Annotated in this window: 21 protein-coding genes and 2 pseudogenes; 12 read left to right on the top strand and 11 right to left on the bottom strand. The window is 72.3% G+C overall.

Annotation, left to right across the window (positions count from 1 at the left end; translation table 11 throughout):
- Positions 1–6: 6 nt before the first annotated feature.
- Together ABS735_RS18880 and otnK are read right to left on the bottom strand one after the other, a co-directional pair.
- On the bottom strand, positions 7–663 hold the full coding sequence (locus tag ABS735_RS18880) for a class II aldolase/adducin family protein (RefSeq protein ID WP_373903249.1): 657 nt from the start codon (positions 661–663) through the stop codon (positions 7–9).
- Complete coding sequence (gene otnK / locus ABS735_RS18875; protein ID WP_373903250.1) at positions 660–1,952, bottom strand: 3-oxo-tetronate kinase; 1,293 nt, start codon at positions 1,950–1,952, stop codon at positions 660–662. Before otnK ends, ABS735_RS18880 begins: the two co-directional genes overlap by 4 nt.
- A gap of 217 nt (positions 1,953–2,169) precedes the next feature.
- On the opposite strand from otnK, the gene ABS735_RS18870 reads away from it, so the two are divergent.
- The 4 genes and pseudogenes from ABS735_RS18870 to ABS735_RS18855 all read left to right on the top strand — a co-directional run.
- Positions 2,170–3,582: a homoserine dehydrogenase gene (locus tag ABS735_RS18870; protein WP_373903251.1), complete on the top strand. Its 1,413-nt coding sequence runs from the start codon at positions 2,170–2,172 to the stop codon at positions 3,580–3,582.
- Entirely contained in the window at positions 3,579–4,937 is a 1,359-nt protein-coding gene (locus tag ABS735_RS18865; RefSeq protein ID WP_373903252.1) for a GntT/GntP/DsdX family permease, read from the top strand. Before ABS735_RS18870 ends, ABS735_RS18865 begins: the two co-directional genes overlap by 4 nt.
- 81 nt (positions 4,938–5,018) lie before the next feature.
- The gene (locus ABS735_RS18860) at positions 5,019–5,813 is read left to right on the top strand and encodes a DeoR/GlpR family DNA-binding transcription regulator (protein WP_373903253.1); all 795 of its coding nucleotides are present in this window, start codon (positions 5,019–5,021) and stop codon (positions 5,811–5,813) included.
- Positions 5,814–5,950: 137 nt separating this feature from the next.
- Positions 5,951–6,142: pseudogene (locus ABS735_RS18855) on the top strand (aldo/keto reductase); the annotation flags it as partial.
- 25 nt (positions 6,143–6,167) lie between these two features.
- Here the strand turns inward: ABS735_RS18855 and ABS735_RS18850 are convergent.
- From ABS735_RS18850 to ABS735_RS18840, 3 genes are read right to left on the bottom strand one after another with little or no spacing between them, the layout of a single operon-like run.
- Positions 6,168–7,349 (bottom strand): anhydro-N-acetylmuramic acid kinase, encoded by a 1,182-nt coding sequence (locus ABS735_RS18850; protein ID WP_373903254.1) that lies wholly within the window; start codon positions 7,347–7,349, stop codon positions 6,168–6,170.
- 58 nt (positions 7,350–7,407) lie between these two features.
- Complete coding sequence (locus ABS735_RS18845; RefSeq protein ID WP_373903255.1) at positions 7,408–8,979, bottom strand: sodium:solute symporter; 1,572 nt, start codon at positions 8,977–8,979, stop codon at positions 7,408–7,410.
- Between the two features lie 8 nt (positions 8,980–8,987).
- A complete protein-coding gene (locus ABS735_RS18840) occupies positions 8,988–9,941 on the bottom strand; it encodes an N-acetylglucosamine kinase (protein WP_476755885.1) in 954 nt (317 codons plus the stop codon).
- Positions 9,942–10,183: 242 nt separating this feature from the next.
- On the opposite strand from ABS735_RS18840, the gene ABS735_RS18835 reads away from it, so the two are divergent.
- Entirely contained in the window at positions 10,184–11,119 is a 936-nt protein-coding gene (locus ABS735_RS18835; RefSeq protein WP_373903257.1) for a MurR/RpiR family transcriptional regulator, read from the top strand.
- A 7-nt stretch (positions 11,120–11,126) separates the two neighbouring features.
- On the opposite strand, the gene ABS735_RS18830 is transcribed toward ABS735_RS18835, so the two are convergent.
- The 3 genes from ABS735_RS18830 to ABS735_RS18820 all read right to left on the bottom strand — a co-directional run bounded on the left by ABS735_RS18830 (position 11,127) and on the right by ABS735_RS18820 (position 15,188).
- Positions 11,127–12,332: an alanine--tRNA ligase-related protein gene (locus tag ABS735_RS18830; protein ID WP_373903258.1), complete on the bottom strand. Its 1,206-nt coding sequence runs from the start codon at positions 12,330–12,332 to the stop codon at positions 11,127–11,129.
- Positions 12,333–12,785: 453 nt separating this feature from the next.
- The gene (locus ABS735_RS18825; protein WP_373903259.1) at positions 12,786–13,058 is read right to left on the bottom strand and encodes a discoidin domain-containing protein; all 273 of its coding nucleotides are present in this window, start codon (positions 13,056–13,058) and stop codon (positions 12,786–12,788) included.
- Positions 13,059–15,188, bottom strand: coding sequence for a beta-N-acetylhexosaminidase family protein (locus ABS735_RS18820; RefSeq protein WP_373903260.1), 2,130 nt, complete (start codon positions 15,186–15,188; stop codon positions 13,059–13,061).
- A gap of 197 nt (positions 15,189–15,385) precedes the next feature.
- Here ABS735_RS18820 and ABS735_RS18815 point away from each other — a divergent pair, with 197 nt between their 5' ends.
- Positions 15,386–17,362, top strand: a complete 1,977-nt coding sequence (locus ABS735_RS18815) for a family 20 glycosylhydrolase (RefSeq protein ID WP_373903261.1) — start codon at positions 15,386–15,388, stop codon at positions 17,360–17,362.
- A gap of 54 nt (positions 17,363–17,416) precedes the next feature.
- Here ABS735_RS18815 and ABS735_RS18810 read toward each other — a convergent pair whose 3' ends face one another.
- Positions 17,417–18,394 (bottom strand): LysR family transcriptional regulator, encoded by a 978-nt coding sequence (locus ABS735_RS18810; protein WP_373903262.1) that lies wholly within the window; start codon positions 18,392–18,394, stop codon positions 17,417–17,419.
- A gap of 142 nt (positions 18,395–18,536) precedes the next feature.
- Here ABS735_RS18810 and ABS735_RS18805 point away from each other — a divergent pair, with 142 nt between their 5' ends.
- Complete coding sequence (locus tag ABS735_RS18805) at positions 18,537–19,403, top strand: endonuclease/exonuclease/phosphatase family protein (RefSeq protein WP_373903263.1); 867 nt, start codon at positions 18,537–18,539, stop codon at positions 19,401–19,403.
- Between the two features lie 282 nt (positions 19,404–19,685).
- Positions 19,686–20,819 carry an ABC transporter substrate-binding protein gene (locus ABS735_RS18800; protein ID WP_373903264.1) on the top strand — a complete coding sequence of 378 codons (1,134 nt, stop codon included), beginning with the start codon at positions 19,686–19,688 and terminating at the stop codon, positions 20,817–20,819.
- Positions 20,820–20,852: 33 nt separating this feature from the next.
- On the opposite strand, the gene ABS735_RS18795 is transcribed toward ABS735_RS18800, so the two are convergent.
- Positions 20,853–22,016, bottom strand: a complete 1,164-nt coding sequence (locus ABS735_RS18795) for a serine hydrolase domain-containing protein (RefSeq protein WP_373903265.1) — start codon at positions 22,014–22,016, stop codon at positions 20,853–20,855.
- Between the two features lie 151 nt (positions 22,017–22,167).
- On the opposite strand from ABS735_RS18795, the gene ABS735_RS18790 reads away from it, so the two are divergent.
- From ABS735_RS18790 to ABS735_RS18780, 3 genes and pseudogenes are all read left to right on the top strand, one after another.
- Complete coding sequence (locus tag ABS735_RS18790; protein WP_373903266.1) at positions 22,168–22,542, top strand: VOC family protein; 375 nt, start codon at positions 22,168–22,170, stop codon at positions 22,540–22,542.
- A gap of 189 nt (positions 22,543–22,731) precedes the next feature.
- The gene (locus ABS735_RS18785) at positions 22,732–23,358 is read left to right on the top strand and encodes a DUF1062 domain-containing protein (protein ID WP_373903267.1); all 627 of its coding nucleotides are present in this window, start codon (positions 22,732–22,734) and stop codon (positions 23,356–23,358) included.
- Positions 23,261–23,620: pseudogene (locus ABS735_RS18780) on the top strand (dihydrofolate reductase family protein); the annotation flags it as partial. The gene ABS735_RS18785 and the pseudogene ABS735_RS18780, both read left to right, overlap by 98 nt.
- A gap of 40 nt (positions 23,621–23,660) precedes the next feature.
- Here ABS735_RS18780 and ABS735_RS18775 read toward each other — a convergent pair.
- Positions 23,661–24,347 carry an alpha/beta fold hydrolase gene (locus ABS735_RS18775; protein ID WP_373903268.1) on the bottom strand — a complete coding sequence of 229 codons (687 nt, stop codon included), beginning with the start codon at positions 24,345–24,347 and terminating at the stop codon, positions 23,661–23,663.
- A 118-nt stretch (positions 24,348–24,465) separates the two neighbouring features.
- Between ABS735_RS18775 and ABS735_RS18770 the strand changes: the two genes are divergently transcribed.
- Positions 24,466–25,452 carry a helix-turn-helix transcriptional regulator gene (locus ABS735_RS18770; RefSeq protein WP_373903269.1) on the top strand — a complete coding sequence of 329 codons (987 nt, stop codon included), beginning with the start codon at positions 24,466–24,468 and terminating at the stop codon, positions 25,450–25,452.
- The last annotated feature ends 33 nt before the right edge of the window (positions 25,453–25,485 follow it).

Here is a 25,485-nt window from a genome sequence, read left to right as displayed (position 1 = left end):
GCGGGGTCACGGCTGCGGCGGCGTGTCCGGCTCCCAGTACGTGCCGTACTTCCGAGCCAGCGCGGTCGCCTCGGCCGGCGTGAGATGGCGTACAGGCTGGTCTCCCAGGAGCAGGTACAGCGCGGAGGCCTCCTCCACCTCTATCGCGGCCTCGGTCGCCCCGCGAAGGGACGTGCCCGCGACGACCGGGCCGTGGTTCTGGAGGAGCGCGGCGCGGCAGGGGAAGGCGAGAAGCTCCAGGCCCGAGGCCTGGTCCGGGTCGCCGGGCGGGGCGTAGGGAAGCAGGGGCGTCTGACCCACCCGCATGACGAAGTACGGCGTCAGCGGGGGCAGCGCGCTGCGCTCGGACCAGGGGGCGCGGCAAGAGGCAGCGGCGGCGTGCCGGGAGTGCAGGTGGACGACGGCGCGGGTGGCGTGCTCCCGCCGGTAGAAGGCCAGGTGGAGCGGATACTCCTTGGACGGTGCCGGTCCGTCCAGGTGGCCGCCGTCGAGGTCGAGCACCGACAGGTTCCGGGGATCCAGCGCGGCGAGGTCCGTGCCGGTCGGTGTGACCAGGACGCGGTTGCCGTCGCGGGCGCTGATGTTGCCCGAGGAGCCGGGGCTCAGCCCGAGTCCGGCCAGATGGGCCGCCGCCGCGACGAGTTCGTGTGCGAGGGCGGTCATACGAGCTGCTCCCATGCCTGCGTGAAAACGTCGGTGCCGCCGAAGTTCCCGGACTTCAGGGCGAGGTCGATCGTGTGCGCCCTCCCCGTGGGGCACACCACGGAGCGGGCCCAGGCGACACCGGGGGCGATGGGTGCCCCGATGGCGAGCGTGCGGGCGCGCAGGGCCGTGACGACGGCGCCCGACGTCTCCCCTCCGGCCACCAGCAGCCGCCGCGCCCCGGCGTCCACCAGGGCCGTCGCGCAGGCGGCGAGGGCTCTCTCCACGAGCGAAGAGGGCGGCTCCGCCGCGGGCGGGGTGTCGGTCTCGACGTCCTCGGGCGTGGCGACGGCGTAGATCAGGGGCGGCCGGGTGGGGTCGGCCGCCCACCGTTCGCGCACGAACGCGGTCAGGTCGGCCACGGCGGCGTCGAACTCGGCGCGGAGCCGGGCCAGGTCGAGCCGCCGGTGCGGCAGCCGTCCCAGAGCATGGGCGACCTGGGCCCGCGTCGCGGCGGAGGCGCTGCCCGCGAGGACCACGCCCGGATCCTGGGGACGGGACGCGGGCCGGGCGCGGGCCTGGTCCGGATGCGGGCCGGTCAGTCCCACGGCGAGCCCGGCGGCGCCGGTCACCAGACCGAAGTCCTCGGTGGCGGCGGCGACGGTGCGCAGGTCCTCGTCGTCGACGGCGTCCACGACCGTCAAAGCGTCGGCGTGGGCGTCGTCGTCCAGCGCCGCGCGGAGGCGGGCCGTGCCCGCCCGGACCGTGTCCAGGCCGATACGGGTGACCGGGTGCTCCGTCTGCGGCCGCAGCAGCCGGTCGACACGTGAGTCGAGCATCGGGGTGAGCGGGTGGTGGCGCATCGAGCTCTCGTCGAGCAGGTCGTCGTGGACGAAGAGCCTGCCCCGATACACCGTGCGCCCCGTCGCCGGGAAGGAGGGGACCACCACCGTGCGCCGCTCGCCGATCTCCTGCAACAGCGCGTCCGCGACCGGCCCGATGTTGCCGCGGGGCGTGGAGTCGAACGTCGAGCAGTACTTGAAGTAGAAGCGCCGGCAGCCGATCGCCCGCAGGGCGCGCAGGGCCCGGCGCGACTCCTCCACCGCTTCCCCCACGGGAGCCGTTCTGGATTTCAGCGCCACCACGACGGCGTCCGCGTCGGCCCAGCGGTCCGGCGCGGACGGCTCCGCGGGGGAGGCGACCGCGTCGGCGCCGACGGCCACCACGGTCCGGAAGCCGCGGGCGACCAGCATCGTCGCAAGGTCGGTCGCGCCGGTGAAATCGTCTGCGATGGCCCCGAGGGTCGGCATCAAGTGCTCCTGTGTTGCTGTCCGGGTTCCTGGTGCGGCCGACGGCCACCCGTGATGATCTGTGAAATTATGTTACCAGACTTTACGCAGATGGGATCTGGTGATACACGTTGTTCATTCGCTGCTTCTGAAACGCGCGTCCCACGGCACACCGTCGCCCCTTCGACCGCGCGAGAAGCCACCGCCACCACCTTGCGCGCTCATTCAGGAGGGCCTCATGAACCTGCATCACTTGTTCGCCGACAGCGGCGGCCGGACGGTGCTGTACGCACTGACCGGCGCCGGCGGCGGATTCGCGCGCACCCTCCTGGCCCAGAGCCGCCGACTGCCCGGCCTCGTCCCGGCCGTCCTGTGCGATCGCGACCTGCCCGGGCTGCGCGCCATGCTGGACGAACTCGGTTACGACGCCGGCCTGCCGGCCGAGTGCCAGGACGCGGCGGCCGTCGCGGACACGGTCGCCCGCGGCGGCATCGCCCTCGTCGCCGACGCGGACCTGCTGACGGCGGCCCCCTGGGACATCCTCGTGGAGGCGACCGGCAGCCCTGCGGACGGCCTCGCCATGGCCGAAGCGGCCCTCGCCGCCGACCGCCATGTCGCGATGGTCAGCAAGGAGGTCGACTCCGTCGCCGGACTCCACCTCGCCGACCTCGCCGCCGCCCGCGGCCTCGTCTGCACCACCGCCGACGGCGACCAGCCCGCCAACCTCATCGGCCTGGTGACCTGGGCCGAGCTGCTCGGCCTCGACGTCGTGGCGATCGGCAAGTCCACCGAGTACGACCTCGTGTTCGACCCCGAGGCCGGCACCGTCACGCAGCTGAACACCACGGTGCCCGCACCGGAGCTGTCCGGGCTCCTCGGACTCGGCGACGACGTGCGCGCCACCCTCGACGCCCGCGCCGCGGCCGTGGCGGAGCTGCCCACCGGCGCCACCGCCGACTACTGCGAGATGGCCGTCGTCGCCAACAACACGGGCTTCGGCCCGGACACGGAACGCCTGCACTACCCCGTCGCCCGGATCTCCGAACTCGCCGACGTCTACCGCCCCCGCGAGGAGGGCGGCCTGCTCACCCGCGACGGAGTCGTGGACGTCTTCAGCGCCCTGCGGCTGCCCGGCGAGGCCTCCTTCGCCGGCGGCGTCTTCGTGGTCGTCCGCACCGACGACCCGGTGACCTGGGAAACCCTGCGCGAGAAGGGCCACGTCCTCAGCAAGGACGGCCGGTACGCCGCGATCTACCTGCCCTACCACCTCATGGGCGTCGAGACGCCGGTGAGCCTGCTCTCGGCGGTGCTCCACCACCGCCCCTCAGGCGGCACCGACCCCCGCTCGTACGCCGTGCTCGCCGGCCGCGCCCGCACGGACCTGCCCGCCGGGGCCGCGCTCGCGATGGGCGGCCACCACCACGACGTCACCGGCGTCCGGGCCGTGCTGCTGCGCGGCGAGGACGCACCCGACGACGTCGCCCCCCTCTACCTCGCCGCCCACGCCACCCTCGCCCGGCCGGTGCCCGCGGGTGAACTGCTCCGCGTGGCCGATCTGGCCGACCCGGACCCGGGCCTGCTGCGCGCCTGGCGTGCCGGACGCGCGTCGCGCGGCTGCCCGCACGGCACGGAAGGAACACCCGCCGCATGAGCACCGACCTCCAGCACCTCCTCCTCGGTGCCGCCGCCGTAGTCGTCCTGGTCCTGCTGATCACCAAGACCAAGCTGCACCCGTTCCTCGCGCTCGCCCTGTCCGCCCTCGGGCTCGGCGTCGCGTCCGGCATCGCTCCGGTGCGCGCCGTCGAGGCCTTCCAGGACGGGTTCGGAGACACCCTGGGCGGCAGCGGTCCCACCATCGGCCTCGGCACCCTGCTGGGCGGCATCCTGCTCGGCTCCGGCGGCGCCGACCGCATCGCCACCGTGTTCATCGGCTCCCGGCCCGTGAAGTGGATCCCGGCGGCCATCACCGCCGCGGCGCTGCTGATCGGCATGCCGCACCTGTTCGACGTCAGCTTCGTCATGCTGGTGCCGCTGGTGTACACCGTCGCCAAGCGCAGCAACACGCACCTGCTGTGGGTGGGGCTGCCGATGGCCGCAGGGCTGTACGTGTCGCACGGCCTGCTGCCGCCGCACCCCTCGCCGACCCTGGCCGTCTCCGCCTACGGCGCGAACACCGGCCTGACCATCCTGTGGGGCCTGGTCATCGGCATCCCGATGGCCGTGCTCACCGGACCGGTGCTGACCAAGGTCATCAGCCGCTGGTTCGGTCCCGCGCCCGACCTCGACCGCGGCCCGGTCCAGTCCGTCAGCACCGAGCCCGAGCACCGGCGCAAGCCGGCCTCCTTCACCCTCGCGCTCATCACCGTGCTGCTCCCGCCGGGCCTCATGCTCATCGGCACCCTGGGCACGGCCAACACGGCCGAGGGCACGCTGCCGTACCAGTTCTTCGACGCCTGCAACTCCTCCGTGCTGTCCCTGCTGGCGGCCGTGATCTTCGCCTTCTTCGCCCTGGGCGTACGGTCCGGCTTCGGCCTCGGCCAGCTGCAGAAGATGGCGTCCAAGGGGCTCGCCCCGGTCGGCGCGATCATCCTGATCCTGGGCGCGGGCGGCGGCTTCAAGGCGATGCTGACGGAGACCGGGATCGACCAGCTCATCTCCGACTACGCCGTGGACTGGGCGATACCCCCGCTGCTGCTGGGCTGGCTCGTCGCCGCCCTGCTGCGGATCTGCCTCGGCTCGGCGACCGTCGCCACCGCCGCGGCGACCGCCATCGTCGCGCCCCTGCTCAGCGCCTCGCCCAGCACCTCGCCGGAACTGATGGTGCTGGCCACCGCCTCGGGAGCGGTGATGCTCTCCCACGTCAACGACTCCGGGTTCTGGCTGTTCAAGGAGTACTTCCAGCTGTCGGTGGCGCAGACCTTCCGCACCTGGACCCTGATGCTGTCCATCCAGTCGCTGCTCAGCCTCGGCGGTGTGATGCTCCTCAGTACCGTCGTGCACGGCTGAGAACCCCCGCCGGTGACGGTCCCCGACCGTCACCGGCATGATCATCGGCTAACGTCAGCACGGTCGAAGGGAGACCAGACCATGACCTCGGACGGCGAGTCGCCTCCGCTCATCCCCGACCAGCGCCGCGAACAGCTGCTGAAGCATCTCAGGCGCGACGGTGTGCTCAGCGTGCAGCAGATCACCCGGCTGCTCGGCGTCTCCCACATGACCGTGCGACGCGACATCGCGGAACTGGAGCGGGGCGGCCTGGTCTTCTCCGTCCCCGGCGGTGTGCGCATCGCCAGCACCATCAGCACCGAACCCGGCTTCCTCGACAAGTCGCAGGTCGAGCAGCCCCAGAAGCGGGCGATGGCCGCCGAGGCCGCCCGCCTGGTCCAGGACGGCATGACCGTCTACCTCGACGCCGGCACCACCCTGCTCGCCATGGCCCCCGCCCTCGCCCGGCTGGCGAACCTCACCGTGGTCACCAACGACTTCACCACCATCGGCCGGCTGATGGACGCCGAGAACCTGGAACTGGTGCACGTCGGCGGCCGTGTCGACGTCTCCAACCGCTCCAGCGTCGGCCGCCTCGCCGCGGACACCCTGCGGCAACTCGCCCTGGACATCGCCTTCATCAGCACCAGCTCCTGGGACCTGCTCCGCGGCACCACCACCCCCTCGGAGCCCAAGGTCGACGTCAAACAGGCGGCCATGGCCTCGGCCGCGCACTCCGTCCTGGTGGCCGGCTCGTCCAAGTACGGCACCTTCGGCCGCTACCGCGTGGCACCGCTGACGGCCTTCGACACCGTCGTCACGGACACCGACCTGACCGACGCCGCCGCCGAGGGCATCCGGGCCGGCGGCTCCTCCCTCGTCCTGGCGCGCCCCTGACCCCGGGCAGTGCGGGAGCACAACAACAAGGGCAGGGGCGACACCCTCCTCCTGCCACTGACAACCTGCAGCGCATGGTGGACCTTGCGGCAAAAGCCCCCACCTGGCGCAGAATCGTCGCCCTCGACCGCCGCTCGTCGGCTCTGCGCGCCCCGCGCGTCACCTCGCTCGTCATCGGCGCCTCCCGCCCCGAGCAGCTGGACGAGAACGTGGCCGCCCTGGGCAACCTCTCCTGCGGCGACGACGAACTCGCCGAGATCGACGAGTACGCCGTCGTGGACGGCGACGTCGGCCTGTGGCGGCAGGCCCGCACCGGCGCCCTCGGCTGAGGGGCCGGGGCCGCCGAAGTACCGGTCAGGACGGGGTCTCGCCGACGATGCGCAGCATCCGGGGCGGCTCGTCGGCCGGCTCGGGCAGCCGCAGGGGCTCGCGGCCCGGTGTGATGCTGCCGAGCAGGGACGCCCGGCGCGCGCCCGTCCCCGAAGGGATCGCGCCGGGCAGGCCGTTGACGGTCAGGAAGCCCAACAGGGCGAAGGCCAGCGCCTCCTTGGCGTCCGACGGCAGCCCGAGCGCGTCGCTGGAACCGAGGGTCACCGCCGGCAGCTCCTCGGCGATCATGCCCATCAGCACGGGGTTGCGCGCGCCACCGCCGGACACGACGAGCCGCGTGACGCCGTGCGCACGGCAGGCGTCGGCCACCGTGACGGCGGTGAGCCTGGCCAGCGTCGCCAGGACGTCGTCGGGTTCCGCGACGGGCGCCACCGCGAGCGCCCGGAGCAGGTACGGCAGGTGGAAGTGCTCCTTGCCGGTGCTCTTCGGAGCCGGCCTGCCGTAGTAGGGGTCGGCCAGCAGCACCCGCAGCAGCGCCGGATCGGCCCGGCCCGCCCCGGCCCTGCGGCCGTCCTCGTCGTACTCGGCCGCGCCGCCGGTGAAGTGCCGTACGGCGGCGTCCATCAGGGCGTTCGCGGGTCCGGTGTCGAAGGCCAGCGGCTGGGCGCCGGGGGCGACGACGGTGACGTTGGCGATCCCGCCCAGGTTGAGGGCCGCGGGGACGCCGGGCAACGCCGCCATGGCGAGGACGTCGGTCATGGCCACCAGCGGCGCCCCCTGGCCGCCGGCCGCGACATCCCTGCTGCGCAGGTCGGAGACGACGGGCAGACCGGTCGCCTCGGCGATCCAGGCGGGCTGGCCGAGCTGGAGGGTGCCGAGCACGGCACCGTCCTCGACCCAGTGGTACATGGTCTGCCCGTGCGAGACCACCAGATCGGCGGCGCCCCCGCACAGCTCGCGCACGGCCCGTACGGCCACGTCGGCGAACGCCTGTCCGACGCCGGTGTCGAGCCGGGCCACGGCCTGGACCGTCGCCGCCGACGGCGGCAGACTGCTCGCGATCAGGTCGCGCAGCCCGTCCGGGTAGGGAGCGGAGAGATGGCCGAGCGGGCGCATCACCAGGGCCTCACCCCGGAGCTCGAGGTCCGCGGCGGCCGCCTCGACGGCGTCGTAGGACGTGCCTGACATCAGGCCGATCACACGCACGATGTACTCCTGCGAGGGTTGGGCGGGTCGGACGGGCCCGGGGCCCGCCCGGACGGGATCAGTTCCGGTCGGCCGTCGTGGTCAGCCGGTCGGGTCCGTCGCCCGGCTCCTCGTCGAGCGCCGTGCCCCCCGCGGACTCCGGCGCCCGGTGGAACAGGCTCAGCACACCGCCGACGAGCAGGGTGATCAGTACGCCGATGGGCACCAGCCACTGCGCCGCGATCGCCTGCGACACCGTCGTCCCGTCCGTGGTGACGTCGATCTTCACCACCCGCACGATGTACGTCATCACCCCGACGGTGACCAGGAAGGCCACGATGGAGTCGACCTCGTTGGCCCGTTCGACGAGCCGCCCCAGGAGGAACGCGCCGAGCAACGCGCCGTAGGTGTACCCGGCGATGGTCAGTCCGGTCAGGTAGACGTTGCCCGTGCTCGCGCTGAACGCGCAGGCGAAGACGGCCATGAGCGTCGCCCACACCAGCGTCATCCAGCGGGCGAGCCTGAGCAGCGCCTCCTCGGACGGTGTCCTGCGGAAGAAGCTGTGGATGATGTCGGCGACCGTCGAGTTCGACATGGAGTTCAGCGCCGAGGACAGCGAGCCCATCGCGGCGCCCAGGATGCCGGCCACGAGCAGGCCCGAGACGACCACGGGCAGCCCGTGCAGGATGAACTCGGGGTAGAGGTTGTCCGAGCTGGACAGCCCCAGCTCCGTAAAGGACTTGCCCTGGTTGTACGACCACAGCAGCGCGCCGACGAGGGAGAAGGCGGCGAACTGGACGGTCACGAAGACACCCGAGGCGATCATGGCCTTCTGGCCCTCGCGCAGCGTGCGGGTAGCCAGCACGCGCTGGACGATCAGCTGGTCGGAGCCGTGGGAGGCCATGGCGAAGATGGCGCCGCCGACGATGGCCGTGGGCAGGGCGAACGGGCTGGTGAGGATGTGGGCGAGGTCGAAGTCGGTGTCGAAGAGCGTGAACCGTCCGGCGTCCAGGGCGCGTGCGTAGCCGTCACCGCCGACGTGCGCGGACAGTACCGCGACGGCGAGGACGGCGCCGCCGAGGTAGAGGATCATCTGGATGGCGTCGGTCCAGATGACCGCCTTGATGCCGCCCAGGTAGGTGTAGACGACGGTGATCAGCGTGATCACGACGATGATCACGCGGTAGCTCGCGTGCACCCCGAACTCGTCGAGCAGCAGCTTGATCGGGATGGCGGAGGCGAACAGCCGCACACCCTCGGCCAGGAGCCGGGTGAACACGAAGGTCACCGAGGCGAGCCCCTGCAGCTTCAGCCCGAACCGGTCGCCCAGGTACTGGTAGGCGCTGACGAACCCGCCGCGCTTGTAGAGCGGGATCAGCACGGTGGCGACGACGACACGTCCGATGACGTAGCCCAGGGTCAGTTCCACGTTGCCGAAGGCCTGGCCGCTGTAGGCGCCGCCGGGAACGCTGATCACCGTCAGCACACTGGTCTCCGTGGCGACGACGGAGAAGGAGACCGTCCACCACGGCATGTGGCCTTCACCGACGAAGTAGTCCTTCGCCGACTTCTGCCGGCCGGCCTTCCGCAGGCCGATCCAGGCGATACCGATCAGATAGACCACGATCACCACGAGGTCGAGCTGGCGCACGCTTGCTCCTAGGCGCTGGCCGGTGGGGTCGCCGGCGTGGGGGGAGGGGTGTGAGGGGCCGTCCGGCTGACGCGGACGACGAGGGAGGCATGAGGGGTGGTGCGGTCCAGGGCCAGCAGCCGGGCCCCGTCGAGGGGGTCGCCGAGCGAGGACGTGAGCCGCACGGGGAGTCCGGAACCGGTGATCTCGGCGGTCAGCGGCGCCGTCAGGGCCGGGCCGAGACCCGTGAGACCACCGGTGACGGCCATGGGCAGCGGGCCGCCGTCCGAGGTGATCCGGCGGGCCGCCGCGAGGGCGGTCCCGGCCAGGTCGGCGGCCGCGTCCCGGACGATCGCCGAGGCCACTGCGTCCCCGGCGTCGGCGGCGCGGGCCACCTCGGGGGCGAACGAGGCGGCCGTACGGGCCGGATTGCCGTCCCGTCCCACGGTCGCCGGCAGCCGTTCGGGATCGCCGAAGAGACGGACGGCCGCGTCCAGCAGGACGGTGGCCGGGCCCCGCCCGTCGTGGGCCCGCAGCGCCGCGCGCAGTCCGGCCGTGCCGATCCGGGCGCCGCTGCCGTCGTCGCCGAGCAGGGGACCCCACCCGTCGGCGCGTGCGTACGTCCCGTCGGCGCCGATGCCGACCGCGACCGACCCGGTGCCGATCGCCAGCACCACACCCGCCCGGCCGCCGAGCGCGCCGGCGTGGGCGGTGACGGCGTCGCTGGTGACGGCGGCCTCCCGGACGGGCAGGTCCTTCAGGAGGGCTCCCACCAGGGAGCGGGCCGCCGCGGGGGCCGAAGCCGCTCCCGCGGCCCCCACGAGAACCGATTCCGGTTGCGCGTCGCCCATCTCCCGCAGCAGCGGCTCGACGGCGGCGCGCACGGCCGCACGGGCCGCCGCCACACCGTCGGGCGCGGCCAGACCGGGAGCACCGGCCACGGAACTGACGGATGGTGAGGAGTCGGCGCTGTGCCACAGCATGGCGCGGCAACCGGTCTTCCCCAGATCTACCGCCACTACTGAAGTCATACGGCTCGCCCTCTGCCCAGGGACCCGGCACGTCGAGAGCCACCGGGTCGTCGGTGACCGGCGCGGATCGCCGTCCGAGTATGGGAACGCCGCCCTCCGGATGTCAATAAGTAACGTCCCGTCATTCACCGCGTAACTTTTTGACCACCTCGGGGCGCCCCATTAGCCTGTGTTCACCACACCCAGGAGGGGCCATGGTCCGCCAGTCCTTGTCCCGCGTGGCGGAGCAGTCCGCCCAGGACGCCCCGCTCGCCGACATCCTCGCGCGCATCCGCGCCGCCCGGCCCTCTCTGGCTCCCTCGGAACGGCGCGTGGCCGACGCCGTCCTGACCGACCCGGGGCAGGTCGCGGAGCTGTCCATCGGAGCGCTCGCGGAGCGGGCGAGCACCTCGGCGGCCACCGTGATGCGGTTCTGCCGCACCATCGGCACGGGCAACTACCCCCAGCTGCGCCTGGCGCTGGCCGCCGCCGCCGCGCGGGAGCACGCGCTGGGCGGCGAGCGGGCGGCGCAGGGCGGCACCGACATCAGTCCGACGGACTCGCTGGACCGGATAGTCAGCAAGATCATCTACAACGAGGTCCGAGCCCTGGAGGACTCGGGCGCCGGACTCGACGTCGACGCGCTGGGCCGGGCGGTCGACGCGGTGGCCGAGGCCCGCAGGGTCGACATCTTCGGCGTGGGGGCCAGCGCCTTCGTCGGCCAGGACCTGCACCAGAAACTTCACCGCATAGGCCGTATGGCCTTCATCTGGAGCGACCGGCACGCGGCGCTCACCGCGACGGCCCTGCTGGGGCCCGGCGACGTGGCCCTGGCCGTCTCCCACTCGGGCGAGACCGAGGACACCACCGAACCCCTCCAGGCCGCGGCCGAACGCGGAGCCACCACCATCGCCCTGACCAACGACCCGGGCTCCACGCTCGCGACCAGCGCCGACCTAGTACTGACCACCTGCGCGCGGGAAACGCCGTTCCGCTCCGGCGCCACCGTCAGTCGCATCGCCCAGCTGGCCGTCATCGACTGCCTCTTCGTCGGCGTCGCCCAGCGCTCCTACGATGCGGCGACCACCGCGCTCGAAGAGACCTACGGGGCCGTCCAGCGCCGCCGCCGTCCCGCGCGGCGCACCGGGTGAGGACGCGTCACTGCCGTACGGTCCCCCCGCCGCCCGTTCCGGAGTACCCGTCGCCGCGCAGACTCGTCACCAGGTCGCGCGGCAGGCCGTGGGTGTCGTGCAGGTAGGCGAAGTCCTCTTCTCCCAGCGGTCCCCGGAAGCGGGGCCGGGCGAGCACGTTCCGGCCGCGTTCCAGGAGCCGCCGGAACCGGCGCTCCTCCTCCACCAGCAGTCGCCGTACGAGGCCGGGGCCCCCCTCCTGCCGGAAGTGGTCCAGGGTGTGCGTGACCAGCTCGTCCGGCAGGTCCCCGAGCCCGCGCGAGGGGTCGTCCCGCCACAGCACGGTGAGCAGCCGTCGCACCAGGCGGCGCAGTACGTAACCCTGGCCGGTGTTGGCCGGACGGACCCCGTCGCCGACGACGACGACGGCCGACCGCAGGTGGTCGCAGACCACGCGGAACGACGGTTCGTCCAGCGGCCACAGGGACGGCAGCACCCGCCGCCACGGCTCGAAGACGTCGCACTCGAACACCGACGACCTGCCCTGCAGCAGCGAGGCCAGGCGCTCCAGGCCCAGGCCGGTGTCGACGTTGCGCTGCGGAAGCGGCACGAGACGGCCGTCGTCGAGCCGGCGGTGGCGCATCATCACGTGGTTCCACACCTCCACCCAGCGGTCGTCGCCGGTGGGCGTGGACCGGGGCGGGGTCTCACCGCTCCACAGGAAGATCTCCGAGTCGGGTCCGCACGGGCCCACCGGTCCGTTGGACCACCAGTTGTCGTCCACCGTCAGCTCCACGGGAACGCCGCGCTCCTGCCACAGCCGCAGGGACTCGGTGTCCGGCCCGACCTGCTCGCCACCCCCGTACACGGTGGCGTGCAGCAGGCCCGGGTCGACGCCCAGTCCCTCGGTGAGCAGCCGGTGGGCCCAGTCCAGGCTCCGTGAGCCCTCGTAGTCGCCCAGTGACCAGGTGCCGAGCATCTGGAACACCGTCAGATGGGTGCTGTCGCCGACCTCCTCCAGGTCCGTGGTGCGCAGACAGCGCTGTACGTTGACCAGCCGCCGGCCCAGCGGATGGGGGCGGCCCTCCAGGTACGGGGTCAGCGGATGCATGCCGGCGCTGGTGAACAGCACGGGGTCGCCGGGCTCGGGCAGCAGCGTCGAGCCGGTGATCCGGCGATGACCGTGTTCCTCGTAGTACTCGACGAACGTGCGGACGACGTGCTCGGTGTCCATGGGGTGACTCCTTCGCTTCGGGGCGGGACAGGCACCGGAGAACGGAAACCGTGCGGTCCTCGCACCGAGGCGAAGGCGGCGGAGCGCCACGTGAACCACCGACGGGCCGTTTCCGGTCGCCGGTGGAAAAGGGGAAGGTCAGACGGCGGCAACCGGCGAGCTGGTCGCTCGCGCGGTCGCGAAGATGCTTCGGCCGATGACGTTCATGGCCCCGAGGGTAACGCCCCCTGTGTCCGGGGGCACCCGGATATTCCGCGTGCTGCCTGGGAACGGTCGCCCGCCCTCACGGTTCATGTTCGTGCACAGCCCGGCGCTCAGCGTCGGCGTGGAACCCGATCCGCAGGGCCGTCGTGAGGTGGTCGCCCTGACCTGTCGGAAGGCCCCCCGGGAGTCCCCGTACCCCCCGCAGGCGCCGGGGGCCGGGGCGACGGCGACCCAGTCACCGCGCTCGGGTCACGAGGCGGGCGTTCCGTAGACGCCCATCTCGTACAGCGAGTAGCCCCAGGTCGTCTTCCGCCGCACGCCCTGCACACGGACGTACCGCACGGCCTCGTCGGAGCCGAGCCGGACGACGTCGTTGCCGCAGGTGTCCGGCCGCTGGGTGGACACGGTCCGCCAGGTCACGCCGTCGGGCGAGGTCTGGAGGGCGTACTCCGTCGCGCAGGCGCCCTCCCACGCCAGGGTCACCGCCGCGACCTTCGCCGGGGCCGCCAGCTCGACCTGCACTCACTCGTCGTCGGAGTAGCCGGAGGCCCAACGGGTCTCCAGCTGGCCGTCGTTGACGTTGCGGGCCGCCAGCCGGTCGAGGTTCTGCTCCACGCTGGACGCGGAGGACGTGCCCTTGAGGGCCAGGTTCTCCCCGCCGCCCGCCGAGTCCCACAGCCGCAGCCGGAGCTCGGCCTGAACCAGGAAGGTGTCGAGCACGCCGTCACCGACCTTGGGCTGGACCTTGCCCCACGAGTTGCGCGGCGGATCGACCCGCACGGCCCGGGCCCGCTCCTGGAGGTCGTCCGACTCGGCGAGCAGCCGGTCGGACGTCTCCTTGTCGCCCTTCTGCCGTGCAGCGAGCGCGTCGAGCATGGTCTCCGTCGCCCCGCCCCACAGCTCGGTGGCGTCCAGCCAGGGCGCGGCGTCGACGGTGAACCCCTCGTCCACCGCGCCGCCGCGGATCGTGGCCGGAGCCCGCTCGACCGCGGTCGCGTAGGCGCGCAGCGCCTTGACGGCCTCGGCGCGCTTGCCCTCGTCCCACGTCGCCCAGAACCGCTCCACACGCCGGGCGAGTACGGGCGCCTGCGGCTGCCAGGGCGTGGCACCGAAGGTCGGGGCCATGTGTTCCAGGTCGCCGAGGACGAGCAGGGCGTCGGTGGCCTCGCGGTCACCGCCCGCCAGGTAGGACATGGCGCGCGGCCAGTTGGTGTCCGCGTCGTAGGCCCGGTCGTTCCAGGTGAAGTCCGCGGTGCCGAAGACGGCGATCTTGCTGGCGTACGGCTGGTTCATGGGGTTGGCGACGATGCCGGAGAGGTGCTCGGACAGGCCGGCCTCGCGCTTGTCGTACGGGGCGAGCAGCAGCCGCCCGCTGGTGTTGCCGAAGTCGTTGACCGGGTAGTTGTCCCAGACGAAGACCTTGCGGCCGAAGAGCTTCGAGACCTGGTCGGCCTCGTCGTTGGTGATCTTCGGCGGCACGACGGCCGTGCCGGTCCACATCACCACGACCGCCGGGTCCAGCGTCTCGCGCATCGTCTGCTTGTACGCGGTGCCGGTGAGGTCGCCGTACTCGGTGGGCACCATCTGCAGCGGCTGGACGCCCTCGTGACCGGCGACGAAGTTCCGCTGTACGTCGTTGAGCAGGTCGACCTGCGCCCTGGCGGCCGCCGCGCGGCCGGGCTCGCCGTACGCGGCCTTGTCGCCCTCGCAGTTCCAGCGGGTGTAGCTGATGTCGTCGAGCGGGATGGAGAAGGCGCGCGTCCCCAGGTCGTACAGGGCCTGGAGCTTGGCCTCGAGAGCCGCGCGGTCGGCGGGGTCGGAGTAGCAGATCGACTCGCCGGGGGAGACGGCGAAGGTGAAGCGCACGTGGTTCGCCGTGGCCCGGTTCACGAGTTCGCCGAGCTCCGCCAGCTTGTCCGCGGGGTAGGGCTCGCGCCACTTGCCCCGGTGATAGGGATCGTCCTTCGGGGCGTAGATGTAGGTGTTGGCCTTGACGTCACCGTAGAAGTCCATCTGGTCGAGGCGCTCGGCGTGCGTCCACGGCTGTCCGTAGAATCCCTCGATGGTGCCGCGCAGCGGCATCGACGGGTAGTCGCTCGCCTGGACGCCTGCCACCTTCCAGCGTTCGCTCCCCGCCCGGACGAAGAGCTGGCGCAGGGTCTGCACGGCGTAGAACTGTCCGGCGGCGTCCGTGCCGCCGAGGGCGATCCGCGTCCCCCGTCCCGCGTCCGAGACGCGCAGGGCGTAGCCCTCCGCGTGATCCGGTACCTCCGTGTCGCCGAGCGCCCGGGCGATGTCGGGCCGCGTGGCCGGACCGAGCCGTACGGTGAGCAGACCGGCGGACGCCCGGGGAACGTTTCCGGGGGCGACGACGTCCACCCGGTCGGCGCCGTGGGCCTTCAACTCCCGTACGAGACGGGTGCGGGCGGCGGCGTCCGTGTCCCGGTCCGCCACGACGAGCACCCGGCCGGTCACCGGGACGTCGTCACCTGCGCGGGTGAGGGACTGGGGGTTCGGCGAGACCGGCGGGACCTTGGACGTCGCGGCGGAAGGTGCGTCATCAGCCGCGGCCGGCAGCGACTCGACCGCCAGGGTACTTGCCAGTGCAAAGCAGACGCCGAGCGCCGTCAGAGTCTTCGTACGTCTTCCCATGAGCCCTCCAGGCTTGGTCTGGACCAGATAACCAGCCGTTCTTCCAGGGATGATGCGGCACGGCGGGTGGGAGACGTAAGACGTATGGGGTCTAGACCTCTTGGTGCCTCGCCTTTACTCTGGCCAACATCGTTCCCCGGGCGCCGTTTTGGCATGCCCGGCTCATGGAATGGGCTCAGGCTCATGGAGAGGTGGCCATGAAAGCCGGACGACGACGCGGCATCGCAGGAGCGATCTGCGCGATGACGGCCCTCGCGGCCGCACTGCTCCCGACCACGACCGCCGCCGGAGCGCCGGAACCGAGCGCGGCCACGGCCGGGGCCACGGCCGAGGCCCCGCAGGTGCTCCCCGCGCTGCGGGAATGGCGGGCGGAGCCCGGGCGGTTCAGGCTGGCCCCGGGTGCCAGGATCGTGCTCGGCCACGCCGACGCGACAACCGCCGCCGACGCGCGCAGGTTCGCGGGAGAGCTGCGCGAGGTCACCGGGCGGACCCTCGCGGTGGTGACGGCACGCACCGGTAGACCGGGCGACATCGTGCTGCGCCAGGACGCCACCGCCAAGGGGGACCTGGGTGGCGAGGGCTACCGTCTTGGCTCCGGCGACCGGCTGACCGTCACCGGCGCCACCTCCACCGGTGTCTTCTACGGCACCCGCACGGTCCTGCAGCTCCTGCGCGGGGACGGCACGGCCCCCGCCGGTGCGACCCGCGACGTGCCGGAGTACCGCGAGCGCGGCGTCGGCGTCTGCGCCTGCTACATCCACATCTCCCTGGACTGGTTCGAGCGGCTCATGCGCGACATGGCGCACCAGAAGCTCAACCAGCTCTGGATCGAGGCCAAGGTCAAGAGCGACGTCGATCCGAAGTCGGCGTTCTGGGGCTACTACACCAAGGACGAGGTACGCCGCCTGGTCGCGATGGCCGAACGCCACCACATCGAGCTGATCCCCGAGATCAACTCGCCCGGCCACATGGACCCGTACCTGGAGAACCACCCCGAACTGCAGCTGAAGGACAAGAACGGCGAGGCCTCCCCGCCACGCCTCGACATCACCCGGCCCGAGGCGTTCACGTACTACACCTCACTCGTGGACGAGGCGCTCGAGATCTGGGACACCAGGTCCTGGCACATGGGCGCCGACGAGTACATGATCGGCACCGCCTACCCCGACTTCCCCCAGCTCCAGGCCTACGCCACCGAGGAGTTCGGGGCCGGGGCCACGCCGGACGACGCGTTCGCAGACTTCGTCAACCGGGTGGGCGAGCACGTCCGCGCGGACGGCCGCACGCTCCGCGTCTGGAACGACGGGCTCCTCGGGCGCAACGCGGTCGTCCCGCTCGACCGGGACATCGCCGTGGAACACTGGCTGGGCGGCGGCAGCACGCAGAAGCCGTCCGCCCTCCTCGCCGAGGGGCGCCCGGTGATGAACTCCGCGTACGCGCTGTACCTCGTGCGCGGCGGCTTCACCATGAACACCCGGCAGCTTTACGACTCCGGCTGGACGCCGCTGAGCTTCGAGGGCGAAACACTCACCTCCCGGCCCGCCAACCTCACCGGCGCCAAGATCTCCATGTGGCCGGACAGCGGTGCCGCCGAGACGGAGAACGAGGTAGAGGCCAAGGCGTTCATGCCCCTGCGGTTCGTCGCACAGGCCACCTGGGGCGGACCGCGCCCGAGCGCCTCCTACGAGGGGTTCGAGCACCTGGCGCGGAACATCGGACACGCGCCGCTCTGGTCGAACACCGACCGCACGCCCCTCCCCGACGGCACGTACGCCCTGACCGCCCCCGGCGACAGGCGCCTGGCACCCACGGCCGACGCGGCCGGTGCCACGGTCGGTTTCGCGTCCGGCGACGCCTCGGCCTGGGCGGTCACCGCCACCGCCGACGGCTACTACACACTCCGTTCGACACGGACGGGCCTGTGCCTGGACGCCAACCGCGGCAAGCGCTACCTGGGCGCCCCGTTGGAACCCGGAGCGGAACTCACCCAGGAGACGTGCGCCGCGGACAAGCGCACCCAGCGCTGGCAGTTGACGCCGCGCAAGGGCGCGCTGACGCTCACCAACGCCATCTCCCAGCTGGTGCTCACGGCGGGCGGAGCCGACGGCACGGCCGTGCAGGCGGCGCCGGACACGACCGCGCCGACCGGGGTGCGGGCCGTCCCGCGCGACTGACCCGACCGCCCCCGCCGGCCGGCCCCGGTACACGGCCCGAGGTCGTGGGAGCCGTCAGCGCGGGGCGGCCTGCCCGAGGCTGCGGCCGCCGTCGCCGCCCCGCGGTGCCGTTGCCCAGGAGGGGAGCCAGGTGTCCTCGGGCAGCGGGGCCAGGCTCGCGAAGTGGTTGACGACGGCCCGGAGTCCCGGGTGCGGATTCTCCCGGGGGAGGATGAGCGAGAGCGGGTAGGCGAGCGTCGGATGCTCGATCGGGATGCGGCGCAGGTCGTGCCCCGTCGGCCAGACGTACCGGTCGCGCGAGCCCACGAGGGTGGCCACGTCGTCGGAGTCGGCGAGGATGTCGAGGAGCACCTCGTTGCCGAAGTTCGGGCCCGCTGCGTCCACGCGGAGGTCGAACGCGGTGGTGAGCTGAGCGTAGAAGTCCGCCCATTCGCTGCCCGGCGCGATACCGGGCACCCAGATCCGGTGCCCGCGCAGCCGGGCCGGTGTCACGGTGCGTGCGGGAGCGAGCGGGTGCCTCGGTCCGACGACGAGTTCCAGCGGGGAGTGGAACGCGTGGATCATCCGCACCTCGCGCGGCAGGGCGGCCGGGTCGGTGACCGAGCGGAAGGAGGCGTCGACGTCGCCCGCCTGCACGGCGGCCACCGCCCGACGCGGGTCGTCGACCTTGAGCGTCACCACGTCGAGCGCGGTTTCGGGATGCGAGCGCCAGTAGTCGTGCAGGACGACGGCCTGTGCGGTCCGCAGGCCGAGAACGTCGATCCGCAGCGCCCGCGAACCCCGCCGGATCGCGGCGACGGCGCGATCGACGTCCGCGACGACGTTCCGGGCGTGCGGCAGGAAGGCCTGTCCGTCGACAGTCAGCTCGACCCCGCGAGCAGTACGGTTGAACAACCGGACGTCGAGTGCGCGCTCGAGGGCCGCGATCCGCTTCGAGACCGCCTGCTGCGTCACGCCGAGCTCGTCGGCCGCGTGCCGCAGCTGTCCCAGCTCGGCCGCGCGGACGAACGACCGCACTGCCTCGGTGTCCATGGGGGTGAGCATAGGCGTGCCCGACCGACGGTTGCGGTTTCCACTCGTGCCGTGGGCGCGCCCACGGCGGGAGGACGGCGTCCGGCGTCGCCGGGGCCCGCCCCTTCGTGCCATAACCTCGTTCCTGGGAACGTCAGTTGCCATGTGTGTCCACACCGAGGAGGCGGCGGTGCTCAACAGGGGCGGCTCGCGATTGCTGGTATGCGCCGTGGCGCTGGCCTGCTTGGCACTGGTGGGCCCCAGTGCACCCGGCGGCGCGCTGTCCGGCAGGTCACTGCCCGTCGAAGCCGTCAGGGACGTCGTACCGAACCGGGTCATGACGTGGAACCTGTGCAACCCCTGCGACGCGAGCAATCTCGACCGGGCCGCGGAGATAGCCGCGCATGCGCCCCAGGTCATCGGCATGCAGGAAGCGTGCGCACGTGACGTCGACAGGATCCGGGACTACCTGGAGGTCTTCCACGGGCTGGTCTACCACGTCGAATACGGGACGGTCCTGGAGAACTGGAGCCGCTGCGGGGGAGCACCGTGGAATCCGGGCGGCTTCGGCCAGGCCATCCTCTCGGCGGCACCGATGACCGACCGGGTCAACGTCGAGTACCCCGACGGCGGGTCAGAGGACCGCGGATATCTCGCGGTCACCACCGAGGTGGGCGGCCGGTCCGTCCGGGTCTTCAACACCCACCTCGCCCAACGGCGTCAGGAGGAGTTCAGGAAGGACCAGGTCCGCGTACTCGCCGCGGAAGTCGCCCGGCACGACCGCGCCGTGGTCATCGGCGACTTCAACGCCGTGCCGGACGCCCCCGAACTCGACCCCATGTGGGCACTGGCCACGGACACCGACCCGCAGTGCCGTCCCGCACCCGTCGGCGCCTGCGAACCGACCACGGACTGGCGGAGCAAGTTCGACTACGTCTTCCTGCGCGGCATCGCCGCGATCGAGCACCGAGCGGTCCGCACCACGCATTCGGACCACGACATGCTGTACACCGACCTGGACGTGACCTGAGGACACCTCACCTGATGTGGTGAGTCCCCCGGAAGGGACCGAGATCCCCGTCCGTCACGGCCCGGGCGGCCCGCTCGAAGTCCTCGGTGTTACTCCACCACGAACAGACGACGACCGGGTCCTGTGCGGCCACAGGCCGAACGGTGACGTGCCAAGCGGCGACATGGCGGCGGATACTGCCACAACTCGCCTACCGTCGCCGCTGCTTGGCCGAATCTGTAGTCCCGCCGGGGTCCGGACGCCCGCATAATCGGTTGCCGGCCGACGTCAGCGGCGGATGCAATGTCCGGCATGGTCACCGAGGTGCGCCTGCCAGGGCGAGACGACAAGAACGCGCACGTCCGGATCGGTGCACTCGTGCCGCTGACCCGACCCGGCTGGGAGGAGGCGGGCCGGCACCTGCTCGCCGGGATGGAGCTGGCCGTACGCGAAGTCAATGACGCCGGCGGCATCGAGGGGAAACCACTCGAGCTGGTGGTCCGGGACACGGCGGCCGATCCGCACCGGGCCGCGGCGGCCGTGGACGAACTGGCCCGGCTGGGCGTGGCCGCCCTGGCGGGGGAGTACCACAGCGTCGTCGCTCGCGCCGTCGCATCCAGGGCCGATGCCCTCGGCCTGCCGTTCCTGTGCTCGTCAGCCGTGCTCGACGCGCTCACCGAACAGCAGACGCAGTGGGTCGCGCGTCTCGCCCCGGCGCAGTCCCACGGCTGGCGGACCTACGCGGACTTCCTCCTCGCCGCGGGCCACCGTCGCATCGCCGTCGCCGCCGAGCCGAGCGTCTACTGGGCGTCCGGCACCCGCATCCTCCGGAACCACCTCGCGCCACGCGGCGGCACCGTCATCGAGGTCGACATGCGCGAGTCGACCCCCGCGTCGGTGTGCGACGCACTCGTCGATGCTCACGCGAGCGCCCTGCTGCTTCTGGTCGGTCACCCCGAGCCGGCCGTGTCGATCGTCCGGTCCGTCCGGCGTGACCGGCGTCTGGCCGAGGTCCTGATCGGTGCTCCGGCCGGGCAGCCGGAGTTCGCCGCATGGGCGACGACGCTGGGCGACGACGGCGCCGCGGTCCCGTTCCTGCGCTACCTGCCCGAGCGCCTCGGCCCACTCGGCGCACGCGTCGGGACGGCCCTGCGCGAGCGGCTGGCCGAAGCGCCCTCCTTCGTCGCCTTCGAGGGCTACGACACGGTGGCGGTCCTCGCCGACGTGCTGCGTTCGCACGGCGTCGACCGGGCGAGCACCGCCGAAGCCTGGGCGAGCGTCTCGGTCGAAGGCACCCGGGGCCGGATCCGGTTCTCCCGCACGCCGGACATCGGTGTGTGGCAATGGGTCTGGGCGCCGGTCCAGGTCGTCGACCGGGATCCGGCGCGACCCGGCCGGCTCCGGGTCCTGCGCACCGCTGACGCCTCGACACGCTGACCCGCGTGATCTCCGGGAGGCTCCGCGGTCAGGTCAGCCGTACATCGCCACGCGGTGGAAGGCCGCGAGGGCCTCGTCGATGGGATGGGGCCGCGGCCTGCCCGAGGAGTCGAGCGCGTTCCACCTCTGGAGGTTCACCGCGACGGCCATGCGCCGCCTGCCGTCGGCGCTGATCACGGCCAAGGCCCCGGCGCCCCACGCCGTGCCGCCGTGGCCCCAGAAGGTGTCCTGACCAGGTGCTTCCATCGGGTGCAGGCCGAGACCGTACTCGATCGTCCGGCCTTCCTGAGAGACGACCGGCACGGTGCGCCGCATCTCGGCGAGCGACGACGGGCTGACGATCTCACCGGCCAGCAGCATCCCGAAGAAGCGGTTGAGATCCGCGACGGTGGATATCAGCGAGGCCGCCGGCCCCACCCACGACATGTCGTAGACGCTGTAGTCGCGCGGCGGGTCGATCATGCCGAACCAGGCCTCGTAGAGGCGCGAGTGGGGCTCGCCCACGTACGGTCCGGTGGGCAGTTCGGTGTCCTGGAGCCCGGCGCGCTCGATGACGTTCCGGGTGATGTACCGCTCGGCGGTGGTGCCGGTCACCTGCTCCAGGAGCAGGCCCAGGAGCAGGTAGTTGGTGTTCGAGTACAGGCCCGGAGTGCTGCCCGGGCTGCCGACGGCGGGCGCGGCGACTCCCAGTTCGATCAGTTCGGTGGGTTCGAACCGGGTGAACCGGTGGTCGTCCAGGCTCTGGGGCCCGGTGTCCGCGAGGACGGGGAACGCCTTGAGGGACGAGTAGGCATGGGGGAGGTACTCGGCGAGACCGCTGGTGTGGTTCAGCAGCATCCGGACCGTGACGGTGTCGCCGCGTTCGTCGGGAAGAAGTCCCGGAAGGTACCGGCCGATCGGCGTGTCGAGACCGATCCGGCCCCGCTCGACCTGCTGCAGGACCGCGGCGGCGGTGAAGGTCTTGGTGATGCTCCCGACCCGGTGGCGCATGTCGGCGCCGACCGGGCGGCCGGTGGCGGCATCGGCGACCCCGGCGGCGCCCCGCCAGACCTGGTCGCCGTCCCGCACCTCGGCGAACAGGCCCGGCATCCCGGCGCGGTGGACGTTCTCGATGGCCGCGTTCAGTACCTCGGGGTCCAGTGAGTCACTCACGACACGTGTCCTTTCCCAAGCTCTGCGAATCGCCCTTGTACCCATTATGCACGCGCCGCGTGCAACGCCAAGTGCAATGCGGGGAGAGGGAGGATCCGGCGCGCGCTGCCCTCGTGCATGCCCGCCGCCGCCAGGGGTAGGACCCTCCCGTGCACGGACGTGACGCGAGGGGCCCGAAGAGCGAGGAGTGTCGGACGTGATTCGAAAGCTGCAGGCGGTAGCGCTGGACTGCGCCGATCCGGTACGGCTCGCGGAGTTCTACGCACAACTGCTCGGCGGACGGGTGGCCGCGGACCCGGACGATCCCGAGTGGGTCGAGGTGCACGGCTTCGAGGGGACGCCACTGGCCTGCCAGCGGGTGGACGGCTACCGGGCGCCCCAATGGCCCGGCCAGGACCACCCCCAGCAGCTCCACCTGGACTTCGACGTCGACGACCTCGAAGGCGAGGAGAAACGGGCGCTCGCACTCGGCGCGACCGTCCTGGAGCGGACCGACCAGATCCGCCCGGGCGCCAACTGGCGGGTCTACGCCGACCCGGCCGGCCATCCGTTCTGCCTCTGCTTCCACTGAGCCCACCGGGCGGTGAGGCGCCCGAAAACCGGTGGAACGGCGCCACCGCGCGCCGTCAGCGTGCTGCCGACCACGTCGTCCGGGCAAAGGACATGCCGTTGTACACCGTGTGAGACCTCCCGAGCGCTGATCTGTCGCGCGTCGCGCTCCTTTCTGCTGCGGACTTCTCACTGGAACCGGTGTACTTCTGTGCTCACAACCTGGGTGGTCGCACCCACCTGCCTTCCCCTTGTCCGGCGCCGTTGCCACGCGTGCGCGTCCGAGCGCTTCCGGGCGAGCGGCAAGTTCCGTGTCAACGCCAACCACAAGCGCATCGACGCCTGGCTCCTCGTCCTGTGCGCCGCGTGCGGGGACACCGCGAAGCTCACGCTCCTGGTGCGGACGAACGTCCGCACCGTGCGCCCCGAGCTGCTGGACCGGCTGCACGGCAACGACCCCGCCCTCACCGCCGAGTTGCTCCAGGACCCGGTGGTGCGGCGGCGCAACCGCATCGCCCTCGACTGGGACGATGCCTGGTGCCTCGACACCGGGGCGCCGGACCCTCTGGATCGCGAGGTGATCGACGTCTCGGTCAGCTTCGCGGCGCGGATCCCGGTCCGGCCGGTACGACTGGTCGCCGAGGGCTGCGGCCTTTCGCGGGCCGAGGTCGAGAGACTGGTCAAGGAGGGGAAACTGGTCGCGGCAGTCCGGCTGAGCGCCAAGCTCTCCGGCGACTTCACCTTGCGTCACCCGGATGAGGAACCTGCCGGCCACGGTGGTGTCGACCACGCTGGAAGGGCCCCTCGACTGGCCGGAGGCGAGTGTCGCGCGCGGTGACGCCGTCGACGTCGTCGCCCGGCTCAAGGAGGAGTCCGCGGTGCCGTTGCGCTCGCACGGCAGCCTGTCGATGAACCGGGCGCTGATGGCCGCGGGCCTCGTCGACCGCGTCCAGGTGACCCTGTACCCGGTGATCACCGGCCGGAGCGGGCTGGACCCGGTCTTCAGGGGCGCGGCCGACTTCGACCTCGAGTTGATCGAGTCCCGCACGCTCGACGGCCACATCCAGGAACTCGTCTACCGGCCCGCCCTGCACGCCTGAACCCGGCCGCACCCCTCTCTCCGGCGGGGCGCGGCACCCGTCAGCCGGCCTCGGCCGCCGCGGCCAGGACCCGGGCCAGCTCGGCGGGCCTGGAGATCATGGGCCAGTGGCCCGAGTCGATGTCCGCGAAGTCGACGCGCCCCGCCCGGGCGAGCTCCGGGACATCGCCCCCGTCGATCCACTTCCGCGCCTGCGCGGGCGTGAACTCGGGGCACACGACCACGACCGGCACGTCGAACCGGCGCTCGTCGGACAGCCGCACCACGCCCCTGGCCACGGCTTCGGGCACCGGAATCGCGGCCGCCGCCATCTCACGCCTGGCCGCCTCGTCGAGATCGGCGGCATCGGGCCCCTGGAAGGGCTCCCAGCCCGGAAAGGCCATCGCCCCGTCCCTGACCTCGAAGAAGTCCGCGTACGGCTGACCGTCCGGGGTCGGGATGCCGCCGATGAGCGCGACCTTGGCCAGCCGCTCCGGCCGCCGGTCGGCGGCCAGCCAGGCCAGTGCACAGGCCGCGGAATGCCCCACCACCATGGGCTTGCCGGGCACCGAGTCCACCGCGGCCAGCACGGCCGCCACCTGGTCGTCGAGCGTGGCGGTCGCCGCGCCGTCCCCCTGTCCCGGGAGGGTGAGCGGCACCGGACGGTGGCCGAGCGACTCCAGCGTGGACGCGACTCGGTCCCACACGGATCCGTCCAGCCACAGGCCGCCGATGAGCAGAATGTCCATGATCGGTTCCCTTCCGTCTGCTTGGCCTCCACCGTAGGAGGGGATCCGGACGATCTCCTGCCGGTTTGTTTCCCCCGACCTCGCCGGGTGTCTCCACCGCGCGGATTAGCCTGCTCCCGTGCCCAACGACCCCAGCCCCACCGCGCGAGCCCTGCGCGCCCTGGAGATCCTCCGGACCCGCCCCACCACGACGGCCGACGAACTCGCCGAGCGGCTGGGCGTGACGGAGCGAGCGGCGCGCCGGTACGTCGCGATCCTGAGGGAGGCGGGCATTCCGGTGGAGTCGGCCCGGGGACCGCACGGCGGATACCGGCTGGGACGCGGGACGAGACTGCCGCCCGTGCACTTCACGCAGGCCGAGGCCCTCGGCCTCGTCATGGCGGCGCTCAGCGGCCGGCCGGCCGTGGCCGACGCCGACGACCTCGTCGGTGCCGCCCTGGGCAAGGTCGTCAAGGCGCTGCCGGAGAGCGTCGGGCGGCAGGCGGCCCTGCTGCGGGAGTACGCGGCCGCCGCCCCCGACCCGTACGCGGCCCACCCGGATCCCGCCGTCACCAGCTCCCTCGTCGAGGCCGTCGCCCACCGGCGCCGCGTGCTGCTCACCTACCGCAGCGAGGCCGGCAACGCATGGGAGGAGGAGGCGGACCCCTGGTCACTCGTCGTCCGCCACGGACGCTGGTACCTGCTGTGCCACTCCCACCGGGTGGACGCCGTCCGCACCTATCGGGTGGACCGGATCGGCGGGGTCCGGAGCACCGCCCAGGGGTTCGACCCGCCCGTCGGCTTCGACCCGGTGGCGGTGCTGGAGGAGAACCTGGGCACCGGATGGCAGTTCGCCACCCGCGTGGTCTTCGACGCCCCGCCGGCCGAGGTCGCCCCCTGGATCCACCCGCCCATGGGCCGGCTCGAACCCCTGGGAGACGGCTGCGTCCTGGTCGGCAGCACCCGGAATCCGGACATGTACGCGCAGGAATGGCTCGCGAGGGTGCCGGTCGCCTTCCGCATCGACGGCGGAGCGGAACTGCGTGCCGCGGCCGCCGCACTCGCGGCACGCTTCACCGTCGCGGTGCGGGACCCCCGGCCCGGCTCCGGGCCGTCAGCGGGGTGAAGACGGATTCCGGTCGAAGGGGCCGGACGGGGG

The sequence above is a fragment of the Streptomyces sp. MMCC 100 genome (assembly GCF_041538145.2).
Classification (GTDB): Bacteria; Actinomycetota; Actinomycetes; order Streptomycetales; family Streptomycetaceae; genus Streptomyces.
Note: the sequence above shows the minus strand (reverse complement) of the source record. Positions and strands in the feature narration are given on the sequence as shown.

Excerpts from the sequence above, each read along its gene's own strand:
- ABS735_RS18880 (WP_373903249.1), bottom strand. The coding sequence starts at position 663 with ATGACCGCCCTCGCACACGAACTCGTCGCGGCGGCGGCCCATCTGGCC.
- otnK (WP_373903250.1), bottom strand. The coding sequence starts at position 1,952 with ATGCCGACCCTCGGGGCCATCGCAGACGATTTCACCGGCGCGACCGAC.
- ABS735_RS18870 (WP_373903251.1), top strand. The coding sequence starts at position 2,170 with ATGAACCTGCATCACTTGTTCGCCGACAGCGGCGGCCGGACGGTGCTG.
- ABS735_RS18865 (WP_373903252.1), top strand. The coding sequence starts at position 3,579 with ATGAGCACCGACCTCCAGCACCTCCTCCTCGGTGCCGCCGCCGTAGTC.
- ABS735_RS18860 (WP_373903253.1), top strand. The coding sequence starts at position 5,019 with ATGACCTCGGACGGCGAGTCGCCTCCGCTCATCCCCGACCAGCGCCGC.
- ABS735_RS18840 (WP_476755885.1), bottom strand. The coding sequence starts at position 9,941 with ATGCTGTGGCACAGCGCCGACTCCTCACCATCCGTCAGTTCCGTGGCC.
- ABS735_RS18835 (WP_373903257.1), top strand. The coding sequence starts at position 10,184 with ATGGTCCGCCAGTCCTTGTCCCGCGTGGCGGAGCAGTCCGCCCAGGAC.
- ABS735_RS18830 (WP_373903258.1), bottom strand. The coding sequence starts at position 12,332 with ATGGACACCGAGCACGTCGTCCGCACGTTCGTCGAGTACTACGAGGAA.
- ABS735_RS18820 (WP_373903260.1), bottom strand. The coding sequence starts at position 15,188 with ATGGGAAGACGTACGAAGACTCTGACGGCGCTCGGCGTCTGCTTTGCA.
- ABS735_RS18815 (WP_373903261.1), top strand. The coding sequence starts at position 15,386 with ATGAAAGCCGGACGACGACGCGGCATCGCAGGAGCGATCTGCGCGATG.
- ABS735_RS18810 (WP_373903262.1), bottom strand. The coding sequence starts at position 18,394 with ATGGACACCGAGGCAGTGCGGTCGTTCGTCCGCGCGGCCGAGCTGGGA.
- ABS735_RS18805 (WP_373903263.1), top strand. The coding sequence starts at position 18,537 with ATGTGTGTCCACACCGAGGAGGCGGCGGTGCTCAACAGGGGCGGCTCG.
- ABS735_RS18800 (WP_373903264.1), top strand. The coding sequence starts at position 19,686 with ATGTCCGGCATGGTCACCGAGGTGCGCCTGCCAGGGCGAGACGACAAG.
- ABS735_RS18795 (WP_373903265.1), bottom strand. The coding sequence starts at position 22,016 with ATGGGTACAAGGGCGATTCGCAGAGCTTGGGAAAGGACACGTGTCGTG.
- ABS735_RS18775 (WP_373903268.1), bottom strand. The coding sequence starts at position 24,347 with ATGGACATTCTGCTCATCGGCGGCCTGTGGCTGGACGGATCCGTGTGG.